At 63.9% G+C, this 24,376-nt stretch carries 22 protein-coding genes; 16 read left to right on the top strand and 6 right to left on the bottom strand.

Annotated elements, in window-relative coordinates; translation table 11 throughout:
* The 3 genes from cysD to cysQ all read left to right on the top strand — a co-directional run.
* Positions 1-741 (top strand): sulfate adenylyltransferase subunit CysD (gene cysD / locus DYZ14_RS22810; protein WP_154722759.1); only part of this gene is annotated, 741 nt, incomplete at its 5' end.
* Complete coding sequence (gene cysN / locus DYZ14_RS22805) at positions 741-2,666, top strand: sulfate adenylyltransferase subunit CysN (protein WP_154722758.1); 1,926 nt, start codon at positions 741-743, stop codon at positions 2,664-2,666. The genes cysD and cysN, both read left to right, overlap by 1 nt.
* A complete protein-coding gene (gene cysQ, locus DYZ14_RS22800) occupies positions 2,635-3,438 on the top strand; it encodes a 3'(2'),5'-bisphosphate nucleotidase CysQ (RefSeq protein WP_154722757.1) in 804 nt (267 codons plus the stop codon). Before cysN ends, cysQ begins: the two co-directional genes overlap by 32 nt.
* A 74-nt stretch (positions 3,439-3,512) precedes the next feature.
* Here the strand turns inward: cysQ and DYZ14_RS22795 are convergent, their stop codons facing one another.
* Positions 3,513-5,231, bottom strand: coding sequence for an FAD/NAD(P)-binding protein (locus DYZ14_RS22795; RefSeq protein ID WP_154722756.1), 1,719 nt, complete (start codon positions 5,229-5,231; stop codon positions 3,513-3,515).
* Positions 5,232-5,418: 187 nt separating this feature from the next.
* Entirely contained in the window at positions 5,419-6,000 is a 582-nt protein-coding gene (locus tag DYZ14_RS22790) for a recombinase family protein (protein WP_332308696.1), read from the bottom strand.
* Positions 6,001-6,347: 347 nt separating this feature from the next.
* Between DYZ14_RS22790 and DYZ14_RS22785 the strand changes: the two genes are divergently transcribed.
* From DYZ14_RS22785 to DYZ14_RS22765, 5 genes are all read left to right on the top strand, one after another.
* Positions 6,348-7,043: a hypothetical protein gene (locus DYZ14_RS22785; protein ID WP_181903960.1), complete on the top strand. Its 696-nt coding sequence runs from the start codon at positions 6,348-6,350 to the stop codon at positions 7,041-7,043.
* A gap of 134 nt (positions 7,044-7,177) precedes the next feature.
* Positions 7,178-8,140 carry a trypsin-like serine peptidase gene (locus tag DYZ14_RS22780; protein ID WP_154722755.1) on the top strand — a complete coding sequence of 321 codons (963 nt, stop codon included), beginning with the start codon at positions 7,178-7,180 and terminating at the stop codon, positions 8,138-8,140.
* Positions 8,141-8,254: 114 nt separating this feature from the next.
* Positions 8,255-9,010 (top strand): EAL domain-containing protein, encoded by a 756-nt coding sequence (locus DYZ14_RS22775; RefSeq protein ID WP_154722754.1) that lies wholly within the window; start codon positions 8,255-8,257, stop codon positions 9,008-9,010.
* Between the two features lie 76 nt (positions 9,011-9,086).
* The gene (locus DYZ14_RS22770; RefSeq protein WP_445292612.1) at positions 9,087-9,524 is read left to right on the top strand and encodes a group II truncated hemoglobin; all 438 of its coding nucleotides are present in this window, start codon (positions 9,087-9,089) and stop codon (positions 9,522-9,524) included.
* An 8-nt stretch (positions 9,525-9,532) separates the two neighbouring features.
* Positions 9,533-9,901: a DUF423 domain-containing protein gene (locus DYZ14_RS22765; RefSeq protein WP_154722760.1), complete on the top strand. Its 369-nt coding sequence runs from the start codon at positions 9,533-9,535 to the stop codon at positions 9,899-9,901.
* A 28-nt stretch (positions 9,902-9,929) separates the two neighbouring features.
* Here the strand turns inward: DYZ14_RS22765 and DYZ14_RS22760 are convergent, their stop codons facing one another.
* The 3 genes from DYZ14_RS22760 to pobA form a co-directional block, all read right to left on the bottom strand.
* Positions 9,930-10,196, bottom strand: coding sequence for a hypothetical protein (locus DYZ14_RS22760; protein ID WP_154722752.1), 267 nt, complete (start codon positions 10,194-10,196; stop codon positions 9,930-9,932).
* Complete coding sequence (locus tag DYZ14_RS22755; protein WP_154722751.1) at positions 10,193-10,600, bottom strand: DUF2325 domain-containing protein; 408 nt, start codon at positions 10,598-10,600, stop codon at positions 10,193-10,195. Before DYZ14_RS22755 ends, DYZ14_RS22760 begins: the two co-directional genes overlap by 4 nt.
* Before the next feature lie 187 nt (positions 10,601-10,787).
* On the bottom strand, positions 10,788-11,957 hold the full coding sequence (pobA, locus tag DYZ14_RS22750; protein WP_154722750.1) for a 4-hydroxybenzoate 3-monooxygenase: 1,170 nt from the start codon (positions 11,955-11,957) through the stop codon (positions 10,788-10,790).
* A 108-nt stretch (positions 11,958-12,065) separates the two neighbouring features.
* Between pobA and DYZ14_RS22745 the strand changes: the two genes are divergently transcribed.
* From DYZ14_RS22745 to DYZ14_RS22725, 5 genes are all read left to right on the top strand, one after another.
* Positions 12,066-12,950: a helix-turn-helix domain-containing protein gene (locus DYZ14_RS22745; protein ID WP_154722749.1), complete on the top strand. Its 885-nt coding sequence runs from the start codon at positions 12,066-12,068 to the stop codon at positions 12,948-12,950.
* A 115-nt stretch (positions 12,951-13,065) separates the two neighbouring features.
* Positions 13,066-14,427 (top strand): NAD(P)-dependent oxidoreductase, encoded by a 1,362-nt coding sequence (locus tag DYZ14_RS22740; protein ID WP_154722748.1) that lies wholly within the window; start codon positions 13,066-13,068, stop codon positions 14,425-14,427.
* A gap of 22 nt (positions 14,428-14,449) precedes the next feature.
* Positions 14,450-15,763, top strand: a complete 1,314-nt coding sequence (gene preA, locus DYZ14_RS22735) for an NAD-dependent dihydropyrimidine dehydrogenase subunit PreA (RefSeq protein WP_115669553.1) — start codon at positions 14,450-14,452, stop codon at positions 15,761-15,763.
* A 203-nt stretch (positions 15,764-15,966) separates the two neighbouring features.
* Positions 15,967-18,651 carry a bifunctional diguanylate cyclase/phosphodiesterase gene (locus DYZ14_RS22730; protein ID WP_154722747.1) on the top strand — a complete coding sequence of 895 codons (2,685 nt, stop codon included), beginning with the start codon at positions 15,967-15,969 and terminating at the stop codon, positions 18,649-18,651.
* A gap of 103 nt (positions 18,652-18,754) precedes the next feature.
* Entirely contained in the window at positions 18,755-19,681 is a 927-nt protein-coding gene (locus DYZ14_RS22725) for a DMT family transporter (protein WP_232365648.1), read from the top strand.
* Here DYZ14_RS22725 and DYZ14_RS22720 read toward each other — a convergent pair whose 3' ends face one another.
* Positions 19,682-20,335, bottom strand: coding sequence for a TetR family transcriptional regulator C-terminal domain-containing protein (locus DYZ14_RS22720; RefSeq protein WP_154722745.1), 654 nt, complete (start codon positions 20,333-20,335; stop codon positions 19,682-19,684). It lies immediately after the preceding gene.
* A gap of 302 nt (positions 20,336-20,637) precedes the next feature.
* Here DYZ14_RS22720 and DYZ14_RS22715 point away from each other — a divergent pair, with 302 nt between their 5' ends.
* The 3 genes from DYZ14_RS22715 (at position 20,638) to hydA (ending at position 24,255) form a co-directional block, all read left to right on the top strand.
* Positions 20,638-21,891: a Zn-dependent hydrolase gene (locus DYZ14_RS22715; RefSeq protein ID WP_154722744.1), complete on the top strand. Its 1,254-nt coding sequence runs from the start codon at positions 20,638-20,640 to the stop codon at positions 21,889-21,891.
* Entirely contained in the window at positions 21,888-22,529 is a 642-nt protein-coding gene (locus DYZ14_RS22710; protein WP_154722743.1) for an endonuclease domain-containing protein, read from the top strand. Before DYZ14_RS22715 ends, DYZ14_RS22710 begins: the two co-directional genes overlap by 4 nt.
* Before the next feature lie 271 nt (positions 22,530-22,800).
* On the top strand, positions 22,801-24,255 hold the full coding sequence (gene hydA / locus DYZ14_RS22705) for a dihydropyrimidinase (protein ID WP_154722742.1): 1,455 nt from the start codon (positions 22,801-22,803) through the stop codon (positions 24,253-24,255).
* Positions 24,256-24,376: the final 121 nt, after the last annotated feature.

Raw genomic sequence — 24,376 nt, 5'->3', positions numbered from 1 at the left:
CCCTTCCCTTTCCTGCACGTAGATACGACCTGGAAATTCAAGGAGATGATCGCCTTTCGTGATCGCATGGCCAAGGAACTTGACCTCGATCTTCTCGTCCATGTGAATCCGGAGGGCATCGCGCAGAATATTTCTCCGTTCGTACACGGCTCCAGTGCCCATACCCACCTGATGAAGACGGTCGGCCTGCGCCAGGCACTCGACAAGTACGGCTTCGATGCCGCCTTCGGTGGCGCGCGGCGCGACGAGGAGAAATCCCGTGCCAAGGAGCGCATCTTCTCCTTCCGCAACACGGCGCATGCCTGGGATCCGAAGAGCCAGCGGCCGGAAATGTGGAAGACCTATAACACCCGCGTCGCGCCGGGCGAATCGATCCGGGTCTTTCCGCTGTCGAACTGGACCGAACTGGACGTCTGGCAATACATCCTGAAGGAGAACATTCCGATCGTTCCCCTCTATTTTGCCGCCAAGCGTCCGGTGGTCGAGCGCGACGGCATGCTGATCCTGGTCGATGACGAGCGCATGCCGATCGGACCGGGCGACAAGATCGAGGAGCGCATGGTGCGGTTCCGTACGCTTGGCTGCTATCCGCTGACGGGCGCGGTCGAATCCGATGCCACGACCCTCGAGGCGATCGTCAGCGAAATGCTGACCGCCCGCACATCCGAGCGCCAGGGCCGAATGATCGACCGGGACGAGGCGGGCTCGATGGAGAAGAAGAAGCGCGAGGGCTATTTCTGATGGCCACGGCCCCGACAGACGCCCCCCCGGCAAGCCATGGCGAAGACCGGCATGACGAGCGGAACAAATCGCTGCTGCGCTTCATCACCTGCGGCTCGGTCGACGACGGCAAGTCGACCCTGATCGGCCGCCTTCTCTACGATGCCAAGCTCGTTCTCGACGACCAGGTCGCCACGCTCGAAAGCGACAGCCGCAAGCACGGCACCGCCGGCGAAGACATAGATTTCGCCCTTCTGGTCGACGGGCTGGAAGCCGAGCGAGAACAGGGCATCACCATCGACGTCGCGTATCGCTCCTTTACCACCGAGCGGCGCCGGTTCATCGTCGCCGACACGCCGGGACACGAGGAATATACCCGCAACATGGCGACCGGCGCTTCGACGGCGGATCTCGCTGTCGTTCTGGTCGACGCCCGCAAGGGCATATTGCAGCAGACCAGACGGCATTCCTACATCGCGTCTCTCATCGGCATCAGGCACATCCTGCTCGCCGTCAACAAGATCGACCTTGTCGGCTATGACCGCGCCGTCTTCGACCGGCACGTCGCCGACTACCTGGCCTTCGCGCGGGATCTCGGCTTTTCCACCATCCAGCCGATCCCGCTGTCTGCCCGTTACGGCGACAATGTCACACGCCGGTCCGGCAAGACCGGCTGGTATGCCGGCCCGAGCCTCATCGAACACCTGGAGACCGTGCCGGTCGAAGACGCCGCGCTCGATCGGCCGTTCCGGCTTCCGGTACAATATGTCATCCGGCCAAATCTCGACTTTCGTGGCTTTGCCGGCCAGGTCGCCTCGGGCAGCGTGGCCGTCGGCGACACGCTGGTCGTCGCCAAGTCCGGGCAATCATCGCGGGTCCGGGAGATCGTCACCCATGACGGCCCGCTCGAACGGGCCGTCGAGGGACAGGCCGTCACGCTGGTGCTCGAAGACCAACTGGACGTGTCGCGCGGCAATATGCTGGTCGCCCCCGCCGCCCGTCCGAGTGTCGCCGACCAGTTCCAGGCCCATGTGATCTGGTTCGATCACCAGCCGCTGCTGCCGGGCCGAAGCTATATCCTGCGCACCGAGACCGACAGCGTCGAGGCGACCGTGACGGCGCTGAAATACAGCGTCGACATTACCTCCTTCTCCCACATCGCCGCCAAGGCCTTGCAGATGAACGAGGTCGGGGTCTGCAATCTCTCGACCCGCGCGCCCATCGCCTTCGACCCCTATCGCGAGAACCGGTCCACCGGCAATTTCATCCTGATCGACCGGACGACCAACCGCACCGCCGGCGCCGGCATGATCGACTATGCGCTGCGCCGCGCCGACAACATCCACTGGCAGGCCGTCGAGGTCGACCGCGCGGCCCGCGCCGCGCTGAAGGGACACCGGCCCGCCGTCATCTGGCTCACCGGCCTGTCCGGATCGGGCAAGTCGACAGTGGCAAACCGGCTGGAAAGCCTGCTGCATTCGCTCGGCTACCACACCTACCTGCTCGACGGCGACAATATCCGTCACGGGCTGAACCGCGACCTCGGTTTCACCGACGAGGACCGGGTCGAGAACATCCGCCGTGTGGCGGAGGTCGCCAGGCTGATGGCCGATGCCGGCCTGATCGTGATCGTCTCCTTCATCTCGCCCTTCCGCTCCGAGCGGCAACTCGCCCGGGAGATGATGGCCAAGGGTGAGTTCTTCGAGGTGTTCATCGACACGCCGATCGAGGAATGCGCGCGAAGGGATCCGAAAGGTCTCTATCGGAAGGCGATGAGCGGCGAGATCAAGAACTTCACCGGCATCAGTTCACCCTACGAGCCGCCGGAAAATCCCGAACTGCATCTGCGCACCGTCGGGACGGATCCGAACGATCTGGCCATGCGGATCGAAGAAATGCTGGCAACCCGGATGAATGGAGAGACGACGCGTGATCGAGACGTTTGAACAAGCGGCACTGGCGGCCGGCCGGACCATTCTCGAGGTTTACGAGGCGGGCATCCATGTCACGCTGAAGCCCGATTGCTCGCCCGTCACGGAAGCCGACGAGCGGGCCGAAGCGGTGATCCTTGCCCGCCTCGCCGAAGCGCTGCCAGGCGTGCCGGTGGTCGCCGAGGAGGCGGTTTCGGCAGGCAAGGTGCCAGACATAAACGGGCGGCCCTTCATTTTGGTCGACCCCCTCGACGGCACCAAGGAGTTCATCAATCGCCGGGCGGAGTTCACCGTCAACATCGCGCTGATCGAGAACGGCATACCGGTGGCCGGCATCGTCTACGCCCCTGCCCTCAGCATTGCCTATGTCGGCTCCCGCGCCGGCGCCTTCAGACTGACGGTCAATCCGGATTTCACCATCGCCGACCGCCGGCCGATCGCCGCGCGCGTCTGCCGCACCCCGCCGGTCGCCGTGGCCAGCCGTTCGCACAACAATGCGGAGACGGAAGAATTCCTGGCGGAGAACGGCATCACCGAATATCGGTCGATCGGATCGTCGCTCAAGTTCTGCCTGCTGGCCGAAGGCGAGGCCGACGTCTATCCCCGGTTCGGCCGGACCATGGAATGGGACACCGCGGCAGGCGACGCCGTACTCCGGGCGGCCGGCGGAAAGACACGCGGCCTCGACGGCACGCCGCTCGCCTATGGCAAGACTGAGCAGTCCAGCGACACGGACTTCGCCAACCCGTTCTTCATCGCCTGGGGCGCCGGTGAGGACCAGCCTTAGAGCGTTTCCTGGCTAGGTTGGTCAGCTACAGGATGCGATCCACCGCCGACCGCGTCCGCTCCTCGTCGCTCGTCCTACACGAGGAATTCCGGGACCCGCCCCTCCGGCAGCACCGCCTCCGGTGAGTGAAAATCGGGCCTGCCGATGTCGGCGAGGATGGCGTTTGCCACCGTCTCGCCGAGTTCGTGCGAACTGGTAATGCCCTGCACGAAGGGAAACTGGTGCAGCAGGAAGGGCAGCGCCAAGCAATAGAGCCGGTTGCTGAGCGGTTGTTCGACGACGATCCGGAAAAAACTGTCGAGCGCGATGCCGCCGGTTTCCTGTTCCGCCATGGGCTGGCTGCCGATCTGCACCTGACCTTCGCTGCGAGCGCTCGCCTTTGAAACGCCACCCTGGCGCCTGAGGCTCGGAAAGGGGATCTCGTCGGCGGTGAGCCCTCCCTGCCCGGTCGCATCGACCAGCGTATCGAAAACCAGTTCGCCCTCCGGTCGGGTGATGATCGCACCGCGCTCGGGTGTATCGATGTCGAGATCGTAGTCGCCGCCCAGCGCGACGATGTCGAGCACGCCGGCGCGGCGCAGCGCCAGCACCCGCTCGATCGAGGCATGCGGCACGGTCGCATAGTCGTCGACGAACAGGCTCTTGAAGTGGCGGTGGAAGCGCTTCAGGTCGCGGGCGTTGACGTGCGGCACGGCACGGGCCACGACCTCGTGCATGCGCAGGATCGCATAGCGCCAGGCCATGGTCGTCAGGGTTTCATAATTCTGCTTCGCCTCGGCCAGGTTGAGCGCTGCCCACAGGAAGGGATCGCTTTCCTGGCGATCGGCGAAATAGGCGGCTTCGATCGTCTCGACCGTCAGTCCGGCAAGGCCGATCTTCGCCGCATAGTCCGGATCGGCGGCGGCCAGTTCCTCGCAAAAGAGGGCAAAGACCGCGTCCAGCAGGTCGTCGCGGCCGGATGCGATCAGATCGTCGACCGCTTCGTCGGTGCAGATCGACAGTGGCGCATAGGGGATGGGGAAATAGAAATCGGCCTCGGGCAGCATGCCCTTGCGCGACATCAGCGCGATGGAGAGCCCCTCGCTGTCGGCGGCGCGGTGGAACTCGAGAAGGCCGGCCTCGTCGTGATAGAAAGTGCCGTGGCTGGTGGCGACCGTCACCATGGCGTCGATCCCGCTCAGCGACGTCCCGAGAATACCGACGCGGCCCGCCGGAATGTCCTTGAGCAGCGGCGCCGGCCAAGGCGAGGCGAAATAGCCTGGCTTGACTTCGGTAAGGTCGGGAAAGCTGTGCCCCGTGGCCATGACCACATGACCGAAGGCATAGTGTTCGCTCGGCAGATCGGGACGCGACACCGTCACCCGGATCTCGTCCCGCTGAAGCGCGACATCGGTGACTTCATGGCCGGCCTTGATCGTGACGGTATGGCCCGCCGCCCGGCCGGTCGCGACGACCCGATCGAACTGCGCCTTGAAATATTCGCCGAGGACCACGCGCGGAAGGAATTCGCGATCATTGATCTGGGCCGGTTGCACCCGCAGGCGATCGAGTTCCTCCGGCGGCTGGCGGTCGAGCCATTCGACCAGCGTTTCGCCGATCGGCGGTATTTCGATGCTGGCGATATTGGCGAGCATGGCGCGATCGTTGACGGCCGGATGATAGGGCATGCCCCGGCCGGCGACGGCCTCCTTCTCGAATACCGTGATTTCCAGCGGCCGCGCGGAGGAGAGAAGTCTGCGAAGGCAGTAGATCGCGGTGGGCCCAGAACCGATCAGGGCAATGGTGTCGTTCATGTCACGCCTTTCGCGAAGATCCGGCCGTAGACATCGCCAGATCGAGGGACAGCCGCAGGGCGGGCTCAGGTCGCGGGTCATGTTCCGGTCGGCCGCTTCCGCCTTCCTCACCCCTATCGACCTGCCGCTCTCGGACCCGCCCTAAGCGCTCCAATCGCCACTTTGTTCCATGGGGCGGAAAATTTCGCTATGCCGGGCTGGTCCCCTCCCCATCGGCCCGCCGCATGCTGCGATAGAGGGTCGACCGGCTCACCCCGAACTGGCGGGCGGCGGCGGCCAGCGGCGTCCCCTGGCTCATGGCGTCGAGGGCGGCATCGATCTCGTGCGCCATCAGCTTGACGGGGCGTCCGATCGGGCTGCCGCGGGCTCGGGCCGCCGACATGCCGGCCTTGGTGCGCTCGGAGATCAAAGCCCGCTCGAATTCGGCAAGCGCGCCCATGATGTGGAAGATCAGGATGCCGCCGGCCGATGCGGTGTCAACCGACTCGCTGATCGAATAAAGCCCGATCTCCTTGCGCCCGAGTTCGGCCACCACCTCGATCAGATGCGACAGTGACCGACCCAGCCGGTCGAGCCGCCAGATCACCAGCGTATCGCCGGGCGAAAGTTCGCCGAGCGCGCCGACCAGGCCGGGACGCGATCGGGATGCCCCTGACAGGCCGTGGTCGGTGTGGATCCGCCGGCATCCGGCCGCCTTGAGGGCCAGCAACTGCAATTCGATATTCTGGTCGTGGGTGGAAACGCGGGCATAGCCAATTCGCATCGTCATTCGCGCCAGACATTTGTTTCGAGGCTCCGATGGGGGCTTCGGCGTCAATGAGACTGTATCACAACCGTTCCCTTTTGAGCACGCTTCAAAATTTAAGTCAATCATATTATACACGCATAGGTGTATATTCTCCATGGCCGCGCCTTGCCGGACACTCCAGCCTAAGCGTCTACACCATAAGGCTTATTAGCCACCCCCGTAATTCTATGGGCAATCGGCATCGCCTAAACCGGATGCGTTCAGCGGTTGAAATTAGAGAGCGCCAGGTTGTGCAAATAGGAACGCTTTAGCGACGCCTGGACGTCGACTGGCAGATCGATCAACCCTTGAGACGGAAGGAAATTGTCATGCCCAATTACTCGCTCACGCTCAACATCGACCCCACCGACCTCAATGTCATCAAGGCCGCCGGACAGCGGCTGACCCTTGCCAAGCCGGTCGGCAGCGGCGACCCGAACGTCGTCTGGCTGTCGATCGACCCCTTCCAGTCGACCACCGTCGAATGGACGGAAGACTACTGGATCTACGCCTCCACCACCGAGGTGAGCCAGGGCAACAATATCTCCAAGCTTTCGGAAGTGACGCCCGGCCCGGCGCTCGACGCCGGCTACTATCCGTTCACGCCGGCGGCGACCTTCGGCGTCTTCCAGAACAGTCCGGCAATCGCTACCGGTACCTTCGCCGCCGAGAACATGATGCCCTATACCCAGTATCCGGCTCTGACCTTCGGCCTGTCGCAATCGGCCATGGTCAGCAAGAAACTGGCCGAACGCAAGCCGATCTCGGCCCAGTCGGTGCTGTCGCAGCAGCAGATCCAGATGACGCCCTTCACCAATGTCTATGTCTGGCTGCAGAGCCAGTTCGCCAGCGAGACGATCATCACCAAGATCGTCGGCAACAATGCGGTTGCCCGCTTCGGCGGCGGCGTCAACGACATCACCCTCAAGTATGACCCGAACCGCGGCGTCTTCGTCCCGGACGCCAAGTCCGAGGGCCTGATCGAACGCGGCATGATCGAGCTTCGCATGCCGCTGCTGCTCTGACATCCACCGCATCCAGGGGTGGCCGGTTCACCGGCCACCTCACCCCGAACAAACCATGGCTCAAGGACAGAACGACCCGTGCGCCGGATGCGCGGGCCTGCCGCCTTGGCCGACCAGCAACAAGGATGAGGACGATGACCAAACTGAATGGCGGCCTGCGCCGCACCGCATCCGCCCTGCTTTGCCTGGCGCTCGCCGCCTCGGGCGCATCGGCGGCGGATCTGAAGATCGAGAACCTGAAGAACTCCAAGGACGGCCGGGCCCCGCTCAGCCTGGAGGAACTGCAATCGGCCAGACCGATGCCGAGCAAGGAAGTCTCCCCGGAAGAATTGCGAGAGATGCAGCAGCGCTTCCGGGCGCTCAATCCCAATATTCTCAACCTCGGGGCGGGTCCCGACAAGCAGGGCAGCCTGGTCAAGGGCGTGCCGGAAAAGGTCGATGATCCGGCCGCCGCCGCCCCTTATTGGAGCACCGGCCGGCTGACCTTTCGCGACGGCGACGGGGTGCCGTCCGCCTGCACCGCCCAGTTCGTCGAAAGCGCCTCGGTCATCCTCACCGCCGCCCATTGCGTGATGGACGAGGAGACCGGCAAGTGGTTTTCCGATTTCACCTTCCAGCGCGCCTATAATGACGGCGCAACCGCCCAGACGGTCGGCTGGCGCTGCGTCTCGCTGTTCGACGCTTTCCATGACCCGGCCCCGAACTTCGCCTATGACTATGCCTTCATCCTGGCCGACGGAAAGGACGACGAGAAGCCGCTGGAAATGGCCATCGGATCGCCCGCCGACAAGGCTCTGACCGCGATCGGCTATCCGGCCAATTTCGGCAACGGCCGCTTCCTCTACAAGGTCGACGGCGAATGGTTGGCGGTCGTGGACGGCATCGTGACGATGGCGGGCAACCCGATGCGTTCGGGCAATAGCGGCGGCGCCTGGTTCACCGACTTCAAGGTCGGCGGCGGGGCGGGAGAGAACCGCGTGATCAGCCTCAACTCGCACCATCTGGAAGGCAATACCGAGGACGAGAACGGCCCGCTGTTCACCGCCGACACCAGCCGCCTCCTGGCGCATGTGGCGGACGCCAAGTGCCTCGACTGAGACTGGCGAGCCCTGGCGGAAACCCGCCGCGTGCGGGTTTCCGTTCACCGGGGCCGGGTGAGGCAATGGTAACCAATTTGCGCCATAAAGGGTGGAACAGCAGGAGTTTCACCGATGAGTGCATCATGCGCCGGTTGCCGCGACGGCCAGGCCTTTCAAAGCCCCTTCTCCATGGCGTTCCAGCCGATCGTCGATATCGAGCGGCGACAGGTCTTTGCCCATGAAGCGCTGGTGCGCGGCATCGGCGGCGAAGGCGCCGGCGCCGTGCTCTCCAACGTCGACGAGGGCAATCGCTACGCCTTCGACCAGCAATGTCGCGTCAAGGCGATCGAGCTTGCCGCCCGTCTTGACCTGACCGCCAGCAATGCCCGGCTGTCGATCAACTTCATGCCCAACGCCGTCTACGAACCGCGCGCCTGCATCCGCGCCACGCTTGCCGCGTGCAAGACCTTCAACCTGCCGGCCGAGCGAATCATCTTCGAATTCACCGAAGGCGAGGCGCTGGACGTGGCGCATCTGAAGAACATTCTCACCACTTATCGGGAAATCGGCTTCCTCACCGCCATCGACGATTTCGGCGCCGGCCATTCCGGCCTCAACCTTCTCGCCAAGATGCAGCCGGACATCGTCAAGATCGACATGGACCTGATCCGCGGCATCGACGCGGACCGGGCGAAACAGGTGATCCTCAAGCATCTCGTCGCGATGCTCACGGAGCTGTCGATCACCGTGATCTGCGAAGGGATCGAGACCGCCGACGAGTTGAAGGCGATCCGCGACACCGGCGTCACGCTGATCCAGGGATTCGGGCTGGCCCGGCCGAGCTTCGAGCGCCTGACCCCGCTTGGCGAGATTTCGCTCGCCGCCTGAGCCCGGCGGATCGGGCACGTCGATTGCGGTGCCCGCACCGATTTGTCGCAGCGACCGAGCGCGGTTACGCTTGCCCATGCACCACCAAACCGGCAAAAGATGGCGGGCAACCGAGGCTGAGGACGTGACGCAAGAGACGATTACCCTTTACGAGGCGATTGGCGGAGACGCCACCGTGCGGGCGCTGACCCATCGCTTCTACGAACTGATGGACACGCTGCCCGAGGCGAAGCGCTGCCGTGACATCCATCCGCCCGACCTCGCCGAGAGCGAGGAGAAGCTCTACGACTACCTGACCGGCTATCTCGGCGGTCCGCCGATCTACATGCAGAAGCGCGGCCATCCGATGCTGCGGCGCCGGCACATGGTGGCGGAGATCGGCCCGCAGGAGCGCGACGAATGGTTCCTGTGCTTCCGCCAGGCGTTGGAGGAAACCGTGGAGAACGAGAAACTGCGCGAGATCATCTGGGCGCCGATCGAGAAGCTCGGTCATCACATGCAGAACAAGGAATGACGGCGATGATGGGATTTTGCGACCGGATCCGCCCGCTCGTTCTGCTTCTGGCCGGTCTGCTCGGCGCCACCGGCGTGGCGCTCGCCGCAGCCGCCACCCATATGGGCGGGGCCCTGCTCGGTCCCGCCTCGGCCATGTGCCTCGCCCATGCGCCGGCCATGCTGGCCCTTTTCGCCGGCCACAGGCTGATCCGCACCGCGACCGGCGCCGGTGTCTTGATGGGGGTCGGCACCCTTTTGTTTGCCGGCGATCTCGTCTTGAAGCAGTTCTACGGCACCGGCCTCTTTTCCATGGCGGCGCCGACGGGCGGGATCCTGATGATGGCGGGCTGGCTGATCGCCGCTATCGGCGCCTTCCTGCCCGTATCGAGGACCTGACCGCCCGGCTCCGCGCCACTGACCGGCGTCAGCCCTTCTTGCGAAGCGCGTTCGTCTGCCATGTCGGCGCGGGAAAGCTGATGATCGTCGCCTCGCCATAGGGCAGGCGGGCCGACATCGGCTTGGCCGGACGCTGGTGCAAACCCGGCAGTGGCACGATCTCGGCGCTGTCACGACGAACCGTCTCGGCATCGGCGAAGCGCTCGTACATCGCCATGGCCAGTCCATCGCCGCTCTGGGCGGCCATCTTGTGCAGGCCGATCAACAGGCTCCGGTCATAATCATCATCGCTCATGGATTGTCCTTCCTATCGCTCAGGGTCTGCAAGGCCCGTTCGAGGCTGGACTTCGAACCGTTGCGCAACGGAATGAACGTCTTGCCGAACTTCTTGCAGCCGCTCTTCACCCTCAGACACGCATCGTGGCTGATACAGTCGATCGGGCAGAAGACACAGTCGACGGAGGGCAGCACCGTGTCGATGCGCGACACCGCTTCGCGCAAGCCCCCGTCATGGTGGATGAGTTCGGCGCCGTGATTGGTGGCGATCTGGCGCAGATGCGCCACCTGGCAGTCGCGTCCGCCGACATAGAGGAAACTGCGGACATTCAGGGCCGCTTTCGCAGCAGGCGCGGCCGGTGAAGCCTGGTCGCCCTTCGCCAACAGCTTCTGCGCCGCCTGCTTCTTGTTCTTCTTGGCCATGCCCATTCCTCAACTCTCGGCGCCGCGCAAATGCGGCTATCCCCGTCCTGTGAGTCCGGACCATAATAAACATGATTTTTAGAGTAAAGATTAAAACATGATAATTCGCATCATATTTTGACCCAGAACAAATTCGGCCGGTCGCTGAACGACCGGCCGAGGGGGAAGTGAGACGCGGGATAGGCTGTCAGTAAGGCAGACCGACATAGTTCTCCGCCATGGAGGTCTGCGCGGCTGACGAGCCCGAAAGGTAATCGAGCTCCGCCTCCTGCACCTTCTGACCGAAATCGCCCTCATCGGGGAAGCGGTGCAGAAGCATGGTCATCGACCAGGAGAAGCGCTCGGCCTTCCAGATGCGCGACAGGGCACGTGCCGAATAGGCATCGACGGCAGCCATCGAACGCTCGCCATAGAATTCCTGCAGGCCGTCGAACAGATAATGCACGTCGGACGCGGCCAGGTTCAGCCCCTTGGCTCCCGTCGGCGGCACGATATGGCCGGCATCGCCCACCAGGAACAGCCGGCCGAACCGGAGCGGCTCGGCGACGAAGGAACGCAAGGGGGCGATCGACTTCTCGATCGACGGGCCGGTCACCATGGCTTCGGCCACATCGGCCGGCAAACGACGGCGGATCTCGTCCCAGAAGGCATCGTCCGACCATTGTTCGACCTTGTCGCTGAGCGGCACCTGGACGTAATAGCGCGAACGGGTGAGCGAGCGCTGCGAACAGAGCGCAAAGCCGCGCGCGTGGTTTGCATAGATCAACTCATGATCGACCGGCGGCACATCGGCGAGAATGCCGAGCCAGCCGAACGGATAGACCTTCTCGTAGGTCTTCAGCCCCCTGCCCTCGACCGCGGCCCGGCTGGGTCCGTGATAGCCGTCGCAGCCGGCGATGAAATCGCAGTCGATGCGATGGCTGACGCCGTCCTTGTCATAGGTGATGTACGGGCTTTCGCCATCGAAATCATGCGGCGTGACATTGGCCGCATTATAGATCGACACGCCGCCCTCGGCCTCGCGCTGGTCCATCAGATCCCGCGTCAGCTCGGTCTGGCCATAGACCATCACGGACGTGCCGGTGAGGCCCTTGAGGTCGATGCGGTGGCGGCGCCCGGAGAATGACAGGGCAAACCCGTCATGGACGAGCCCCTCCGCGTGCATGCGCTGGCCGGTGCCGGCCCGGTCCATCATGCCGACCGCGCCCACTTCGAGCACGCCGGCGCGGATGCGGCCGAGGATATAGTCGCGATCGACGCGATCGATGATGACATTGTCGATGCCGGCCTTGGTGAGCAACTGACCGAGCAAAAGGCCCGAAGGCCCGGAACCGATGATGGCGACCTGGGTGCGCATGGAAATCCTCCCTGAATTCTTGCCGAATGATAAGCCGGAAGCTCTTGCCGGCAATGGAAGATTCCGGCACATTCTTGGACAATTCGAACATCGAACGAGGCACAGAACGTGACCAGACCCGTTCCGATCTACAGCCTCTACGGCGAGAAGCCGACCGAACGCACGGAATTCTGGGCCCATGCCGAGACGATCTTCAGCCGCAGCTCGCTGCACAGCTGGGAGATCCGGCCGCACCGGCATGAACGCCTGTTTCAGATTCTGCACATTCGCAGCGGCCGGGGCGAGGCCCTGTTCGGCGGTCGCTGGCACCCCTTCGGCCCCCGCACAGTGATCGTCATGCCGGAGCGGCATGACCACGGCTTCCGCTTTTCCCGCGACGTCGACGGCGCCGTCATCACGCTGGTGGCCAGCCGTTTCTCGGCCGAACTGCAGGGCCATGCGGGTCTCGCCGAATGGCTGCGACAACCGAGCCTGACCGCCCTGCCGGACGAACATCCCGACAGCCGATATCTCTGCGAGACCCTCGATCGCGCCGAACAGGAAATCGTCCAGGGCGGCGCGCGCCCGACCGCGCTTGTCGAGCCCTTGCTGCGCACAGCGCTGCTGTTGAGCTTGCGACTTGCCGGAGCGGAACGCGGCCGGAGCGACACCGACCGGGACGGGGAGCGCCTGGCGGAACTGACCCGGATGATCGGCGAGGACTTCCGGTCCCGCCTGCCGGTCGACCACTATGCCCGGCGCCTCGGCCTGACGGCCACCCACCTCAACCGCATCACCCGTGCACTGGCCGGCAAGCCGGTGAGCCGCCTCGTCGCCGACCGCATCGTGCTGGAGGCCAAGCGCGACCTGGTGTTCAGCGCCCTTTCGATCCAGCAGATCGCCTCGCGGCTCGGCTTCGAGGACCAGGCCTATTTCAGCCGCTTCTTCGCCCAGCATGCGGGCCTGCCGCCGAAGCTCTACCGGCAGCGGGAGAAGGCCTTGCTGGAAAGCTAGAGCCCCTGCTCTACAAGCCTTCTGCTCGCCCACCAGAGAGAAATTTTACCGTTTGATAAATTTTTTTTCCTGGGTTAGCCTGTTGCCAATCGCTCGATAAAAAAGGGGAACCACGATGCGACGACTGGAACCGGGCCTGAAGGCCGGGCGGCTGGACGCTGCCGATTATTTGAGGAATTTCTCCGATCTGCATCCGCGCCTCGATGAGCATGAGGCGCTGGTGGCATCCGATCGCTGCTACTTCTGTCACGACGCGCCGTGCATGACGGCCTGTCCGACCTCGATCGATATCCCGCTGTTCATCCGCCAGATCTCGACCGGCAATCCGATCGGTTCGGCCAAGACCATCTTCGACCAGAACATCCTCGGCGGCATGTGCGCCCGCGTCTGTCCGACCGAGACCCTCTGCGAGGAGGCCTGCGTGCGCAATACGGCGGAGGAGCGCCCGGTCGAGATCGGTCGGCTGCAACGCTATGCGACCGATATCGCCATCGAACAGGGACGGCAGTTCTACACGCCCGCGCCATCGACCGACCGATCGGTCGCGGTGGTCGGCGCCGGCCCGGCGGGCCTCGCCTGCGCCCACCGGCTCGCCATGCACGGCCACCAGGTGACCATCTACGACCACCGCGAAAAGGCCGGCGGTCTCAACGAATACGGCATCGCCGCCTACAAGACGACCAATGATTTCGCCCAGAGCGAGGTCGACTATATCCTGTCGATCGGCAATATCGACGTGATCAACGGCGGAATGCTCGGCCGCGACTTCACCCTCGCCGACCTGCAGGCCAAGCATGACGCCGTCTTCCTCGGCACCGGCCTTGGCAATGTCAATGCGCTCAACATTCCCGGCGCCGACACCAACGGCATCCTCGACGCCGTCGAGTTCATCGCCAACCTGCGCGAGGCAAAGGACAAGGCGGACGTTCCGGTCGGCCGCGACGTCGTCGTCATCGGCGGCGGCATGACGGCGATCGACGCGGCCGTGCAGGCCAAGCTGCTCGGCGCGGAAAACGTGACGATCTGCTACCGTCGCGGCAAGGAACACATGAACGCTTCCGAGTTCGAGCAGGATCTCGCTGCCTCCAAGGGCGTCCACATCCGCCACTGGCTGCAGCCGAAGGAAGTGGCGCACCACCATGGCCATGTCTCGGCGATCACTCTCGAATATACCCATGTCGAAGACGGGATGATGAAGGGCACCGGCCACAAGACCGAGATCAAGGCCGACCAGATTCTCGTCGCCATCGGTCAGAAGCTCGACCTCATGGGCATCGAGCAGATGCAACTCCAGGCCGGCAAGATCGCCATCGACGCCGAGGGCCGCACCTCCCTGCCCGGCGTATGGGCCGGCGGCGACTGCGCCTTCGGTGGCCAGGATCTGACGGTTTCGGCCGTCGCCATGGGCCGCGATGCGGCCGAAAGCATCAACCGTTCTCTCGCCGTTCAAACGGCGGGACTGACCGCCGTCGCGTAAGCGCTTCAGAGAGGACAAGACAATGGCTGATCTTCGCAATAATTTCGTCGGCATCAAGTCGCCCAACCCCTTCTGGCTCGCCTCCGCGCCGCCGACCGACAAGGCCTACAACGTCGAGCGTGCCTTCAGGGCCGGCTGGGGCGGCGTGGTGTGGAAGACGCTCGGCTCGGAAGGCCCGCCGGTGGTCAATGTCAACGGCCCGCGCTACGGCGCGATCTGGGGCGCCGACCGCCGTCTTCTCGGCCTCAACAACATCGAGCTGATCACCGACCGCCCGCTTCAGGTCAATCTCCAGGAGATGAAGCAGGTCAAGATGAACTGGCCGGACCGGGCGCTCGTTGCCTCGATCATGGTGCCGTGCGTCGAGGAAGAGTGGAAGGCGATCCTGCCGCTGGTTGAAGAGACCGGCGCCGACGGGATTGAACTCAACTTCGGCTGTCCGCACGGCATGTCCGAGCGCGGTATGGGCGCCGCCGTCGGCCAGGTGCCGGAATATATCGAAATGGTGGTGCGCTGGTGCAAGCAATACACCCGCATGCCGGTGATCACCAAGCTGACGCCAAACATCGCCGACATTCGCAAGCCGGCCCGCGCGGCAAAGGCCGGTGGCACCGATGCCGTCTCGCTGATCAACACGATCAACTCGATCGTCTCTGTCGACCTCGACAATTTCGCCCCCAATCCGACGGTCGGCGGCAAGGGGACCCATGGCGGCTATTGCGGCCCGGCGGTCAAGCCGATCGCCCTCAACATGGTGGCCGAGATCGCCCGCGATCCGGAGACCTACGGCCTGCCGATCTCCGGCATCGGCGGTGTCACCACCTGGCGGGATGCGGCCGAATTCATGGTGCTCGGCGCCGGTAACGTGCAGGTCTGCACAGCGGCCATGACCTATGGCTTCAAGATCGTCGAGGAAATGATCACCGGCCTCTCCGACTGGATGGACGCCAAGGGCCATCGCAATCTCGACGACATCACAGGCCGTGCCGTGCCGAACGTCACCGACTGGAAGTATCTGAACCTCAACTATATCGCCAAGGCGCGGATCGACCAGGACGCCTGCATCAAGTGCGGCCGCTGCCACATCGCCTGCGAGGATACGTCGCACCAGGCAATCACGGCAGAGGTCGACGGCGTGCGGCATTTCGAGGTGATGGAGGACGAATGCGTCGGCTGCAACCTCTGCGTCAACGTCTGTCCGGTCGAGAACTGCATCACCATGGTGGGTCTTGAGCCCGGAACGCTCGACCAGCGCACCGGAAGCCCGGTCAGTCCGATCTATGCCAACTGGACGACGCATCCGAACAATCCGACGGCGGTTCAGGCCGCCGAATAGGTCCCGTTCCGCCTCTACTCCTCCTGACCCCCGCATGGGGGTCTTTTTTTTTGCCATGCCGCGGCTCGCGTCTAGCGGGCGATAATCGCAATGTTTCGCGCGCTGATTCAACAAATTTCAAGAGTTTCGTGGAATTGTCACCCTCCGTGTTGGGTGAACCGGTGGCTGAGAGTTGCTCGACCATGCGAGTGGAGACAGCAGGCATGGCAGGAAATACAGGAAAATACGGATGGAGAGCGCTCGGCGCGGCTCTTCAATACTATTTTCCCGCCGTGATCGTCGTCATCGCCGTCGCGATTGCTGTCGGCTATGCCGATCAGCAGAAACAGCGCCTCTACCAGGAGAACATCCGCAACCGTGTCGCGGAGGAGCTCGGACTGGTGCGCGCCCGCCTCGAAGGCGGCATCACCGCCAATATCCAGTTGGTGCAGGGCCTGGTGGCGGTCATCGAGACCGAGCCGGACATCTCCGCCGACCGCTTTGCCACGCTTGGCGTGCGGATCTTCGAAACGAACCACCAGCTGCGCAACATCGCCGCCGCCCCGAACCTGGTGGTCAAATACGTCTATCCGCTTGCCGGCAACCAGCCGCTGATCGGCTTCGACTATCGCAGGAGCGAGGCACAGCGCGCCGCCGCTGAACGGGTCCGGGAAACCGGCAAATATGTCGCGACCGGCCCGGTCGATCTGGTCCAGGGCGGACAGGGCCTGATCGTCCGCTATCCCGTGATCGTGCCCAATGGCCGCGGCGGCCGGACCTTCTGGGGCCTCATGGCGGCGGTCATCGACATTGACCGGCTCTATGAATATGGCGGCCTGACCTCCAACACCCTCGGCATCGACGTGGCGATCGCCACCAAGGCCGAGGACGGAAGCGTCGGCAAGGTCTTCTTCGGCGACGCATCGCTTTTTGCCGCAGCGCCGGTCACGATGCCGATCAGCTTCGGCAGCGAGAGCTGGGAAATCGTCGCGGCGCCGAAGGGCGGGTGGGACCAGCCGGCGCCGGATCTCTGGGTCTCCCGCATCCTGATGCTGCTGGTCGGCCTGATGATCGTCGCGCCCGTGGCCTGGATCGCCCGGCTGCTGAGCGAACGCCAGGCCAACATCGCCGCCCTTCGCCAGCGCGAAGAAGAACTGCGCGCGCTCTCGCACCGTCTGGAAATCGCCCTCGAAGCCTCCCGCATCGGCGTCTGGGAGCTCGATATCGGCAGCGGCGAGCTCAATTGGGACGCCCGCATGCAAAAGCTCTACGGCGTTGGAGGCGACGGGCACTACACCTATGAGACCTGGCGCGACGCGCTTCACCCCGACGATCTCGCCGAAGCCGAACAGGTCTTCGCCCGCGCCATGGAATCGGGCAAGGACTACGTCACCGAGTTCCGCGTGATGACCGCCGACGGCGAAGTACGCCATGTCCGCGCCTATGGCACGACCTACCGCGATTCTCGCTTCCGCAAGAAGCTGGTCGGCGTCAACTGGAACGTGACGGCCGACATCCGCCTGCAGCAGGAACTGCGCGACGCCAAGCAGCAGGCCGAACTGCAGAACCGCGAACTCGAGCAGGCCCGCCAGCACATGGAGCACAATTCGCTGCATGACGCCCTCACCAACCTGCCGAACCGCCGCTACCTCGACCAATACCTGATGCGGCTCGATGCCGTGAACGAGACGCAGGCGCCGGCGACCGTGCTGCATATCGACCTCGACCGTTTCAAGGACATCAACGACACCCTCGGCCACGGCGCCGGCGACGCCATTCTGCGGCATGTCGCCGCCAAGCTGCGCGAGAACACCCGTATCGAGGACTTCGTCGCCCGCATCGGCGGCGACGAGTTTGTCGTCGTCTGCGCCGATACGCTGACCGATCAGGAATATGGCGACCTTGCCCGCCGACTGATCGACGCGATCAATACGCCGATCATCCATGGCGGTCACGAATGTCGGGTCGGCGCCTCGATCGGCATCGCCACCCGGGAACTCTGCGATTTCAAGGCCGAGCAGTTGCTGGTCAATGCCGACATCGCCCTCTACGAGGCCAAGCGCCACGGCAGGAACCGTGTAGAGCGCTATACCGACCGGCTGAAATCGCTGACCATCAACACCAAGAAGACGGCAGACGCGATCCTCAAATCGCTCGACCAGAACGACTTCATCGCCTATTTCCAGCCGCAGTTCGATGCCCATACGCTGGAGATCAACGGCGTCGAGGCGCTCGCCCGCTGGAACCACCCCGAAGAAGGCATCCTCGGCCCGGACAGCTTCCTGAAGATTGCCGAAAGCCTCAACGTCGTCTCCCAGATCGATGCGGCCATCCTCGACCAGGCGCTTCTGCAACGCACCCGCTGGCTGGCCAATGATCTGGCGATCGACAAGGTCTCGGTCAACATTTCCGCCCAGCGCCTGTTCGACGAAAGCCTGCTGCAACGCCTGGACGGGCTCGATCTGGTGCCCGGCAGCCTGTCGTTCGAGCTCCTCGAATCCATCTCCTTCGACGACAAGGGTGCCGCCGTCACCAGCAGCATCGAGCGGATCAAGGCCTATGGCATCGACATCGAGATCGACGATTTCGGCACCGGCTATGCCTCGATCCTCAGCCTGTTGAAGCTGTCGCCGCGCCGCCTGAAGATCGACCGCCAGCTGACCGCGCCGATCATCGTCTCTTCCGCCCAGCGCCGGCTGATCAGTTCGATCGTCGACATCGGCCGCTCGCTCGGCATCGAGATCGTCGCCGAGGGTGTCGAGACCATGCACCACGCCGCCATCCTGCGCGACCTCGGCTGCCAGACCCTGCAGGGCTATGCGCTCGCCCGCCCGATGGACGGCAATGCCCTGATCGAATTTGCCCGCGCCCGCACATGGATGCAGCTCAGGACCGCCGAGGTCGGCTGAGACACCGCACTGCACCTAGTCTCGCCTTTCCATCTTCGCTGCGGCCATGCTAGGCAGAGCCGATGCCGCAAGCCGGCGCCCACAAAGCCAGCCGAAGCAGACCGTGACAGAGCAAGCGACCGACAGATCCCGCCACAACATCCACGCCCGGGGCAGCGAGAAACTGAAGGCCCATCTGGCGGTCCTGCTTTTCTCCCTTCTGGTTTCCGGGTCCTTTTCCCTGGGCGGCATCGCCACCCAGATGGTCGATCCGCTTGCCCTCCAGGCCTTGCGCTATGCGGTCACGGTGGTCTTCATAGCGGCGCTTTGCGCCAAGCTGGGCGTGTCGCTCTCATGGCCGAAGGAGCCCTGGCGGTTTGCGGTGCTCGGCCTGCTGATGGCGGTCTACATGACGACGATGTTCGTCGCGCTGCAGTTCACCAAACCGGTGGCGACCGGTGCGGTCTTCACCCTCATGCCGCTCTTGAGCGCCGTCTTTGCCTGGTTCCTGATGCGCCAACACACCAAGCCGGCCGTCCTCGTCAGCCTGCTGATTGCGGCAACCGGTGCGGTCTGGGTGATCTTTCGCGGCGATCTCGGCGCCCTTCTCGCCTTCGACGTCGGCCGCGGCGAGATGATCTATTTCGTCGGCGTGCTGTGCCATGCCGCCTACGTGCCGCTGCTGAGGCTATTCAACCGCAAGGAAGCGCCGCTCGCCTTCGTCTTCTGGGCAGCCGTCGCCACCTTCGCCTTCATTCTCGTGCCGGCCGCCCCCCGCCTTGTCGAAGTCGACCTTTTCAACCTGCCGCCGATGGTGTGGATCGCGGTGATCTATCTCTCCGTCTTCGCCACGGCGGTCACCTTCTTCCTTCTGCAATATGCCTCGGTGCGCCTGCCCGCGTCCAAGGTGCTCGCCTACGGATACCTGACGCCGACCTTCATCATCGTCATCGAGGGCCTGATCGGCCACGGCTGGGCGTCCGGCGCCGTCTTCCTCGGCGCGCTGGTGACCGCCTGCGGCCTGCTGGTTCTGGCATGGCTGCCGGACTGATCAGCCGACCTTCGGCTTTTGCGGAATGAGGCCTCGCACGAACAGGCCCTCGAGATAGCGGGCCGCATCCTCGAAGCGCGTGTCGCTTCGCTCGCCCTCACCCAGCACCGCCCGCACCTGGACGTCGAAATCGGCATAATGCTGGGTGGTCGACCAGATCGAGAAGATCAGGTGATGGGGATCGCAGTCGCGGACCTTTCCGGCCCGGATCCAGCAACGGATGACCTCGACCTTCTCATCGACCAGGTCCTTCAACTGCCCCTTCAGCATATCCTCGATATGCGGCGCGCCCTGCAGGATCTCGTTGGCGAACAGCCGGCTCTCGCGCGGGAAATCGCGCGCCATCTCCAGCTTGCGGCGGATATAGGATCGCACCTCCTCCTCCGGATCCCCTTTCGGATCGAAAGCCTTAAGCGGCTCCAGCCAGTTCTCCAGCACCCGGTCGATCAGCGCCCGGTGCATGCCTTCCTTGGTGCGGAAATAATAGAGCAGGTTGGGCTTCGACATGCCGGCCACCTCGGCGATCTGGTCGATGGTCGAGCCGCGAAAACCGCGTAGCGAGAAGACGTCGAGTGCCGCTTCGAGGATCACCTCTTCCTTCTCTTCCTGGATGCGGGTTCGCCTTTGTGTCCTCGCCGCCCTCGGTATCGCCATGCGTTCCGTCCCAACCCTCGTCCGCCAAGCCCAAGAGCTTGATCTTTATCAGTTTTATTGATGCACCTTTTTCAGGCAGATGCCCTGAATTTTGTCGTGGTTTTTTCGTCTTTTGCGTCTTGAGTGCCGCGCCGGAAGCTGTAATGTTTACCAGTCGGTCAAATTATCGGACAGGTGCCATCCAAAGGCAACCGGCCATTTTATCCAGCCTAACAAGCAAAAAATCATTCGGCTGGAGACCACGGGGAATAACAGGGCATGCCTCTTGCATGACCCTTCGAAAACAGGTGAGGATGACTGCAATGACGGCTCAAACCGGCGTGAACTTGCGCGTGAACGGCGACCGCCTCTGGGACATGCTGATGGAGATGGCGAAGATCGGCCCCGGCATTGCCGGCGGCAACAATCGCCAGACGCTGACCGACGCCGACGCGCAAGGCCGCAGCCTCTTCCAAAAGTGGTGCGAAGAGGCCGGCATGACCATGGGCGTCGACAAGATGGGCACGATGTTCATGACCCGTCCCGGCACCGATCCCGACGCCCTGCCGGTCTATGTCGGCTCGCATCTCGACACCCAGCCGACCGGCGGCAAGTATGACGGCGTGCTCGGCGTGCTGGCCGCCCTCGAAATCGTCCGCTCGATGAACGATCTCGGCATCAAGACGAAGCATCCGATCGTCGTCACCAACTGGGCCAACGAAGAAGGCGCGCGCTTTGCTCCCGCCATGCTCGCCTCTGGCGTCTTTGCCGGCGTGCATTCGCTCGACTATGCCTATGGCCGACAGGATCCGGACGGCAAGACCTATGGCGACGAGTTGAAGCGCATCGGCTGGCTCGGCGACGAGGAGGTCGGTGCCAGAAAAATGCACGCCTATTACGAATATCACATCGAGCAGGGCCCGATCCTCGAAGCCGAGGAAAAGCAGATCGGCGTCGTCACCCACTGCCAGGGCCTGTGGTGGCTGGAATTCACGCTGACCGGTCGCGAAGCCCATACCGGCTCGACGCCGATGAACCTGCGCGTCAACGCCGGTCTCGCCATGGCCCGCATTATGGAAATGGTGCAGGCCGTCGCCATGGACAACCAGCCGGGAGCGGTCGGCGGGGTCGGCCAGGTGAAGTTCTCGCCCAATTCCCGCAACGTGCTTCCGGGCACGGTGATCTTCACCATCGACATCCGCACCCCCGACCAGGCCAAGCTCGACCGCATGCGCGCCCGCATCGAGAAGGAAGCGGTCGCGATCTGCGAAGCGCTCGGCGTCGGCTGTTCGGTCGAGGCCGTCGGCCATTTCGACCCGGTCACCTTCGATCCGAAGCTGGTGGAAACGGTGCGCAACGCCGCCGAGCGGCTCGGCTACAGCCACATGAACCTGATCTCCGGCGCCGGCCACGACGCCTGCTGGGCCGCCAAGGTGGCGCCCGCCACCATGATCATGTGCCCCTGCGTCGGCGGCCTGTCGCACAACGAGGCCGAGGACATCTCCAAGGACTGGGCCACCGCCGGCGCCGACGTGCTGCTGCAGGCCGTGCTGGAGACGGCGGAGATTGTGGCGTGATGGCAATCGCCTGCGGCGCCCCCTCATCCGGCCCTTCGGGCCACCTCCTCCCCGCTGGGGAGAAGAGGGAGTTTGTGGCGACCTCACCATCTTCACCGACCGGTTCGGCGACGCCACTGTGTGGTTTAGAGGAATGGAGCGCACGGCGACGGCGTGACCTCTTCTCCCCAGCGGGGAGAAGGTGGCGCGTAGCGCCGGATGAGGGGGGCTCCCACATGGCAGGCGACCAACGGGACATCACCAAGCGGCGCCCCGGCAAGACGGATCAGGCGCGCTCACTGCGGCAGAACGAAACAGGGGCCGAATTTCGCCTCTGGAGCGATCTTCGCAACCGGCAACTGAACGGATACAAGTTTTCGCGACAGGTTCCCCTAGGCGTCTACGTGGCGGATTTCGTCTGCCGGGAACGGCATCTCATCGTCGAACTCGACGGCAGTCAGCATGCCGAGAGCATGGCGGACGAGGTTCGCACCCGCTGGCTGAACGACAACGGCTATTCGGTTCTGCGTTTCTGGAACGACGAGGTACTGAAAGAACGCCGAGCCGTTCTGGAGACTATTCTGGCGGTGCTGCAGGGCCAGATCGTGGAGGAATGCGAAGCGATCCGCTTCTCTCCGGCGAAACGGGAGAAACGGTGACCGCCATGCCGCAACAGTGCTCGCTTCGCGCCCCCTCATCCGGCCCTTCGGGCCACCTTCTCCCCGCTGGGGAGAAGAGGGAGTGTGCCGCGGCCTCGCCGTTTCCAATGACCGTTTCCATGAAGCTGCTTTCAGATCTCGACAAAGGGAGCGCACGGCGACGGCGTGACCTCTTCTCCCCAGCGGGGAGAAGGTGGCGCGTAGCGCCGGATGAGGGGGCGCCGGAGGCGAGAATGATCACAAGAACCAACACGACATGGGGTGAAACGACATGAGCACAGTCATCAAGGGCGGAACCATCGTCACCGCCGATCTCACCTACAAGGCAGACGTCAAGATCGAGGGCGGTGTGATCGTCGAGATCGGGCCGGAGCTTTCGGGAGACACGGTTCTCGACGCCGCCGGCTGCTATGTCATGCCGGGCGGCATCGATCCGCATGTGCATCTGGAAATGCCCTTCATGGGCACGTACTCCGCCGACGACTTCGAAAGCGGCACGCGCGCAGGCCTTGCCGGCGGCACCACCATGGTGGTCGACTTCTGTCTGCCGGCGCCGGACCAGTCGCCGCTCGACGCGCTCTCGATGTGGCACAACAAGACCAGCCGCGCCAATGCCGACTATTCCTTCCACATGGCCATCACCGGCTGGAACGAGCGCGTCTTCGACGAGATGAAGACGATCGTCCAGGACAAGGGTATCAACACCTTCAAGCATTTCATGGCCTACAAGGGCGCGCTGATGGTGAACGACGACGAGATGTTCGCCTCCTTCTCGCGCTGTGCCGATCTGGGCGCGCTGCCGCTCGTCCATGCCGAAAACGGCGACGTGGTGGCGGCGATGACCGCCAAGCTTCTCGCCGAAGGCAATAACGGCCCCGAGGCGCATGCCTATTCCCGCCCCGCCGAAGTCGAAGGCGAAGCCACCAACCGCGCCATCATGCTGGCCGACATGGCAGGCGTGCCGCTCTATGTCGTGCACACATCGTGCGAGCAGGCCCATGAAGCGATCCGCCGCGCGCGGCAGAAGGGCATGCGCGTTTATGGCGAGCCGCTGATCCAGCACCTGACGCTCGACGAGAGCGAATATTCCAACCCCGACTGGGACCATGCCGCCCGCCGCGTCATGTCGCCCCCCTTCCGCAACAAGCAGCACCAGGATTCGCTCTGGGCCGGCCTGCAGTCGGGCTCGCTCTCCTGCGTCGCCACCGACCACTGCGCCTTCACCACCGAGCAGAAGCGTTTCGGCGTCGGCAACTTCGCCAAGATCCCGAACGGCACCGGCGGCCTCGAAGACCGCATGCCGATGCTGTGGACCTATGGGGTGGCGACCGGCCGCCTGACGATGAACGAATTCGTCGCCGTCACCTCGACCAATATCGCCAAGATCCTCAACATCTATCCGAAGAAGGGCGCGGTCCTCGTCGGCGCCGATGCCGACCTCGTCGTCTGGGATCCAAAGCGCTCCAAGACGATTTCGGCCAAGAGCCAGCAGTCGGCGATCGACTACAACGTCTTCGAAGGCAAGCAGGTGACCGGCCTGCCGCGCTTCACGCTGTCGCGGGGCAAGGTGGTGATCGAGGAAGCGACGGTGAAGACGCAGGAAGGCCACGGCCAGTTCGTCAGCCGAGAACCCTTCCCTGCCGTCAACAAGGCGGTATCCACCTGGAAGGAACTGGTCGCCCCGCGCAAGGTCGAGCGCAGCGGTATTCCGGCGACAGGGGTGTGAGGAACACAATGCTGGCGGTGCTTGGCGCTACCCCCCTCTGCCCTGCCGGGCATCTCCCCCTCAAGGGGGGAGATCGGATGGGGCTGGCCGCTCGCCACACCTCCCCCTTGAGGGGGGAGGT

Origin of the sequence: Ciceribacter sp. T2.26MG-112.2, assembly GCF_900492205.1 — a bacterium.
GTDB lineage: Bacteria > Pseudomonadota > Alphaproteobacteria > Rhizobiales > Rhizobiaceae > Allorhizobium > Allorhizobium naphthalenivorans_A.
Note: the sequence above shows the minus strand (reverse complement) of the source record. Positions and strands in the feature narration are given on the sequence as shown.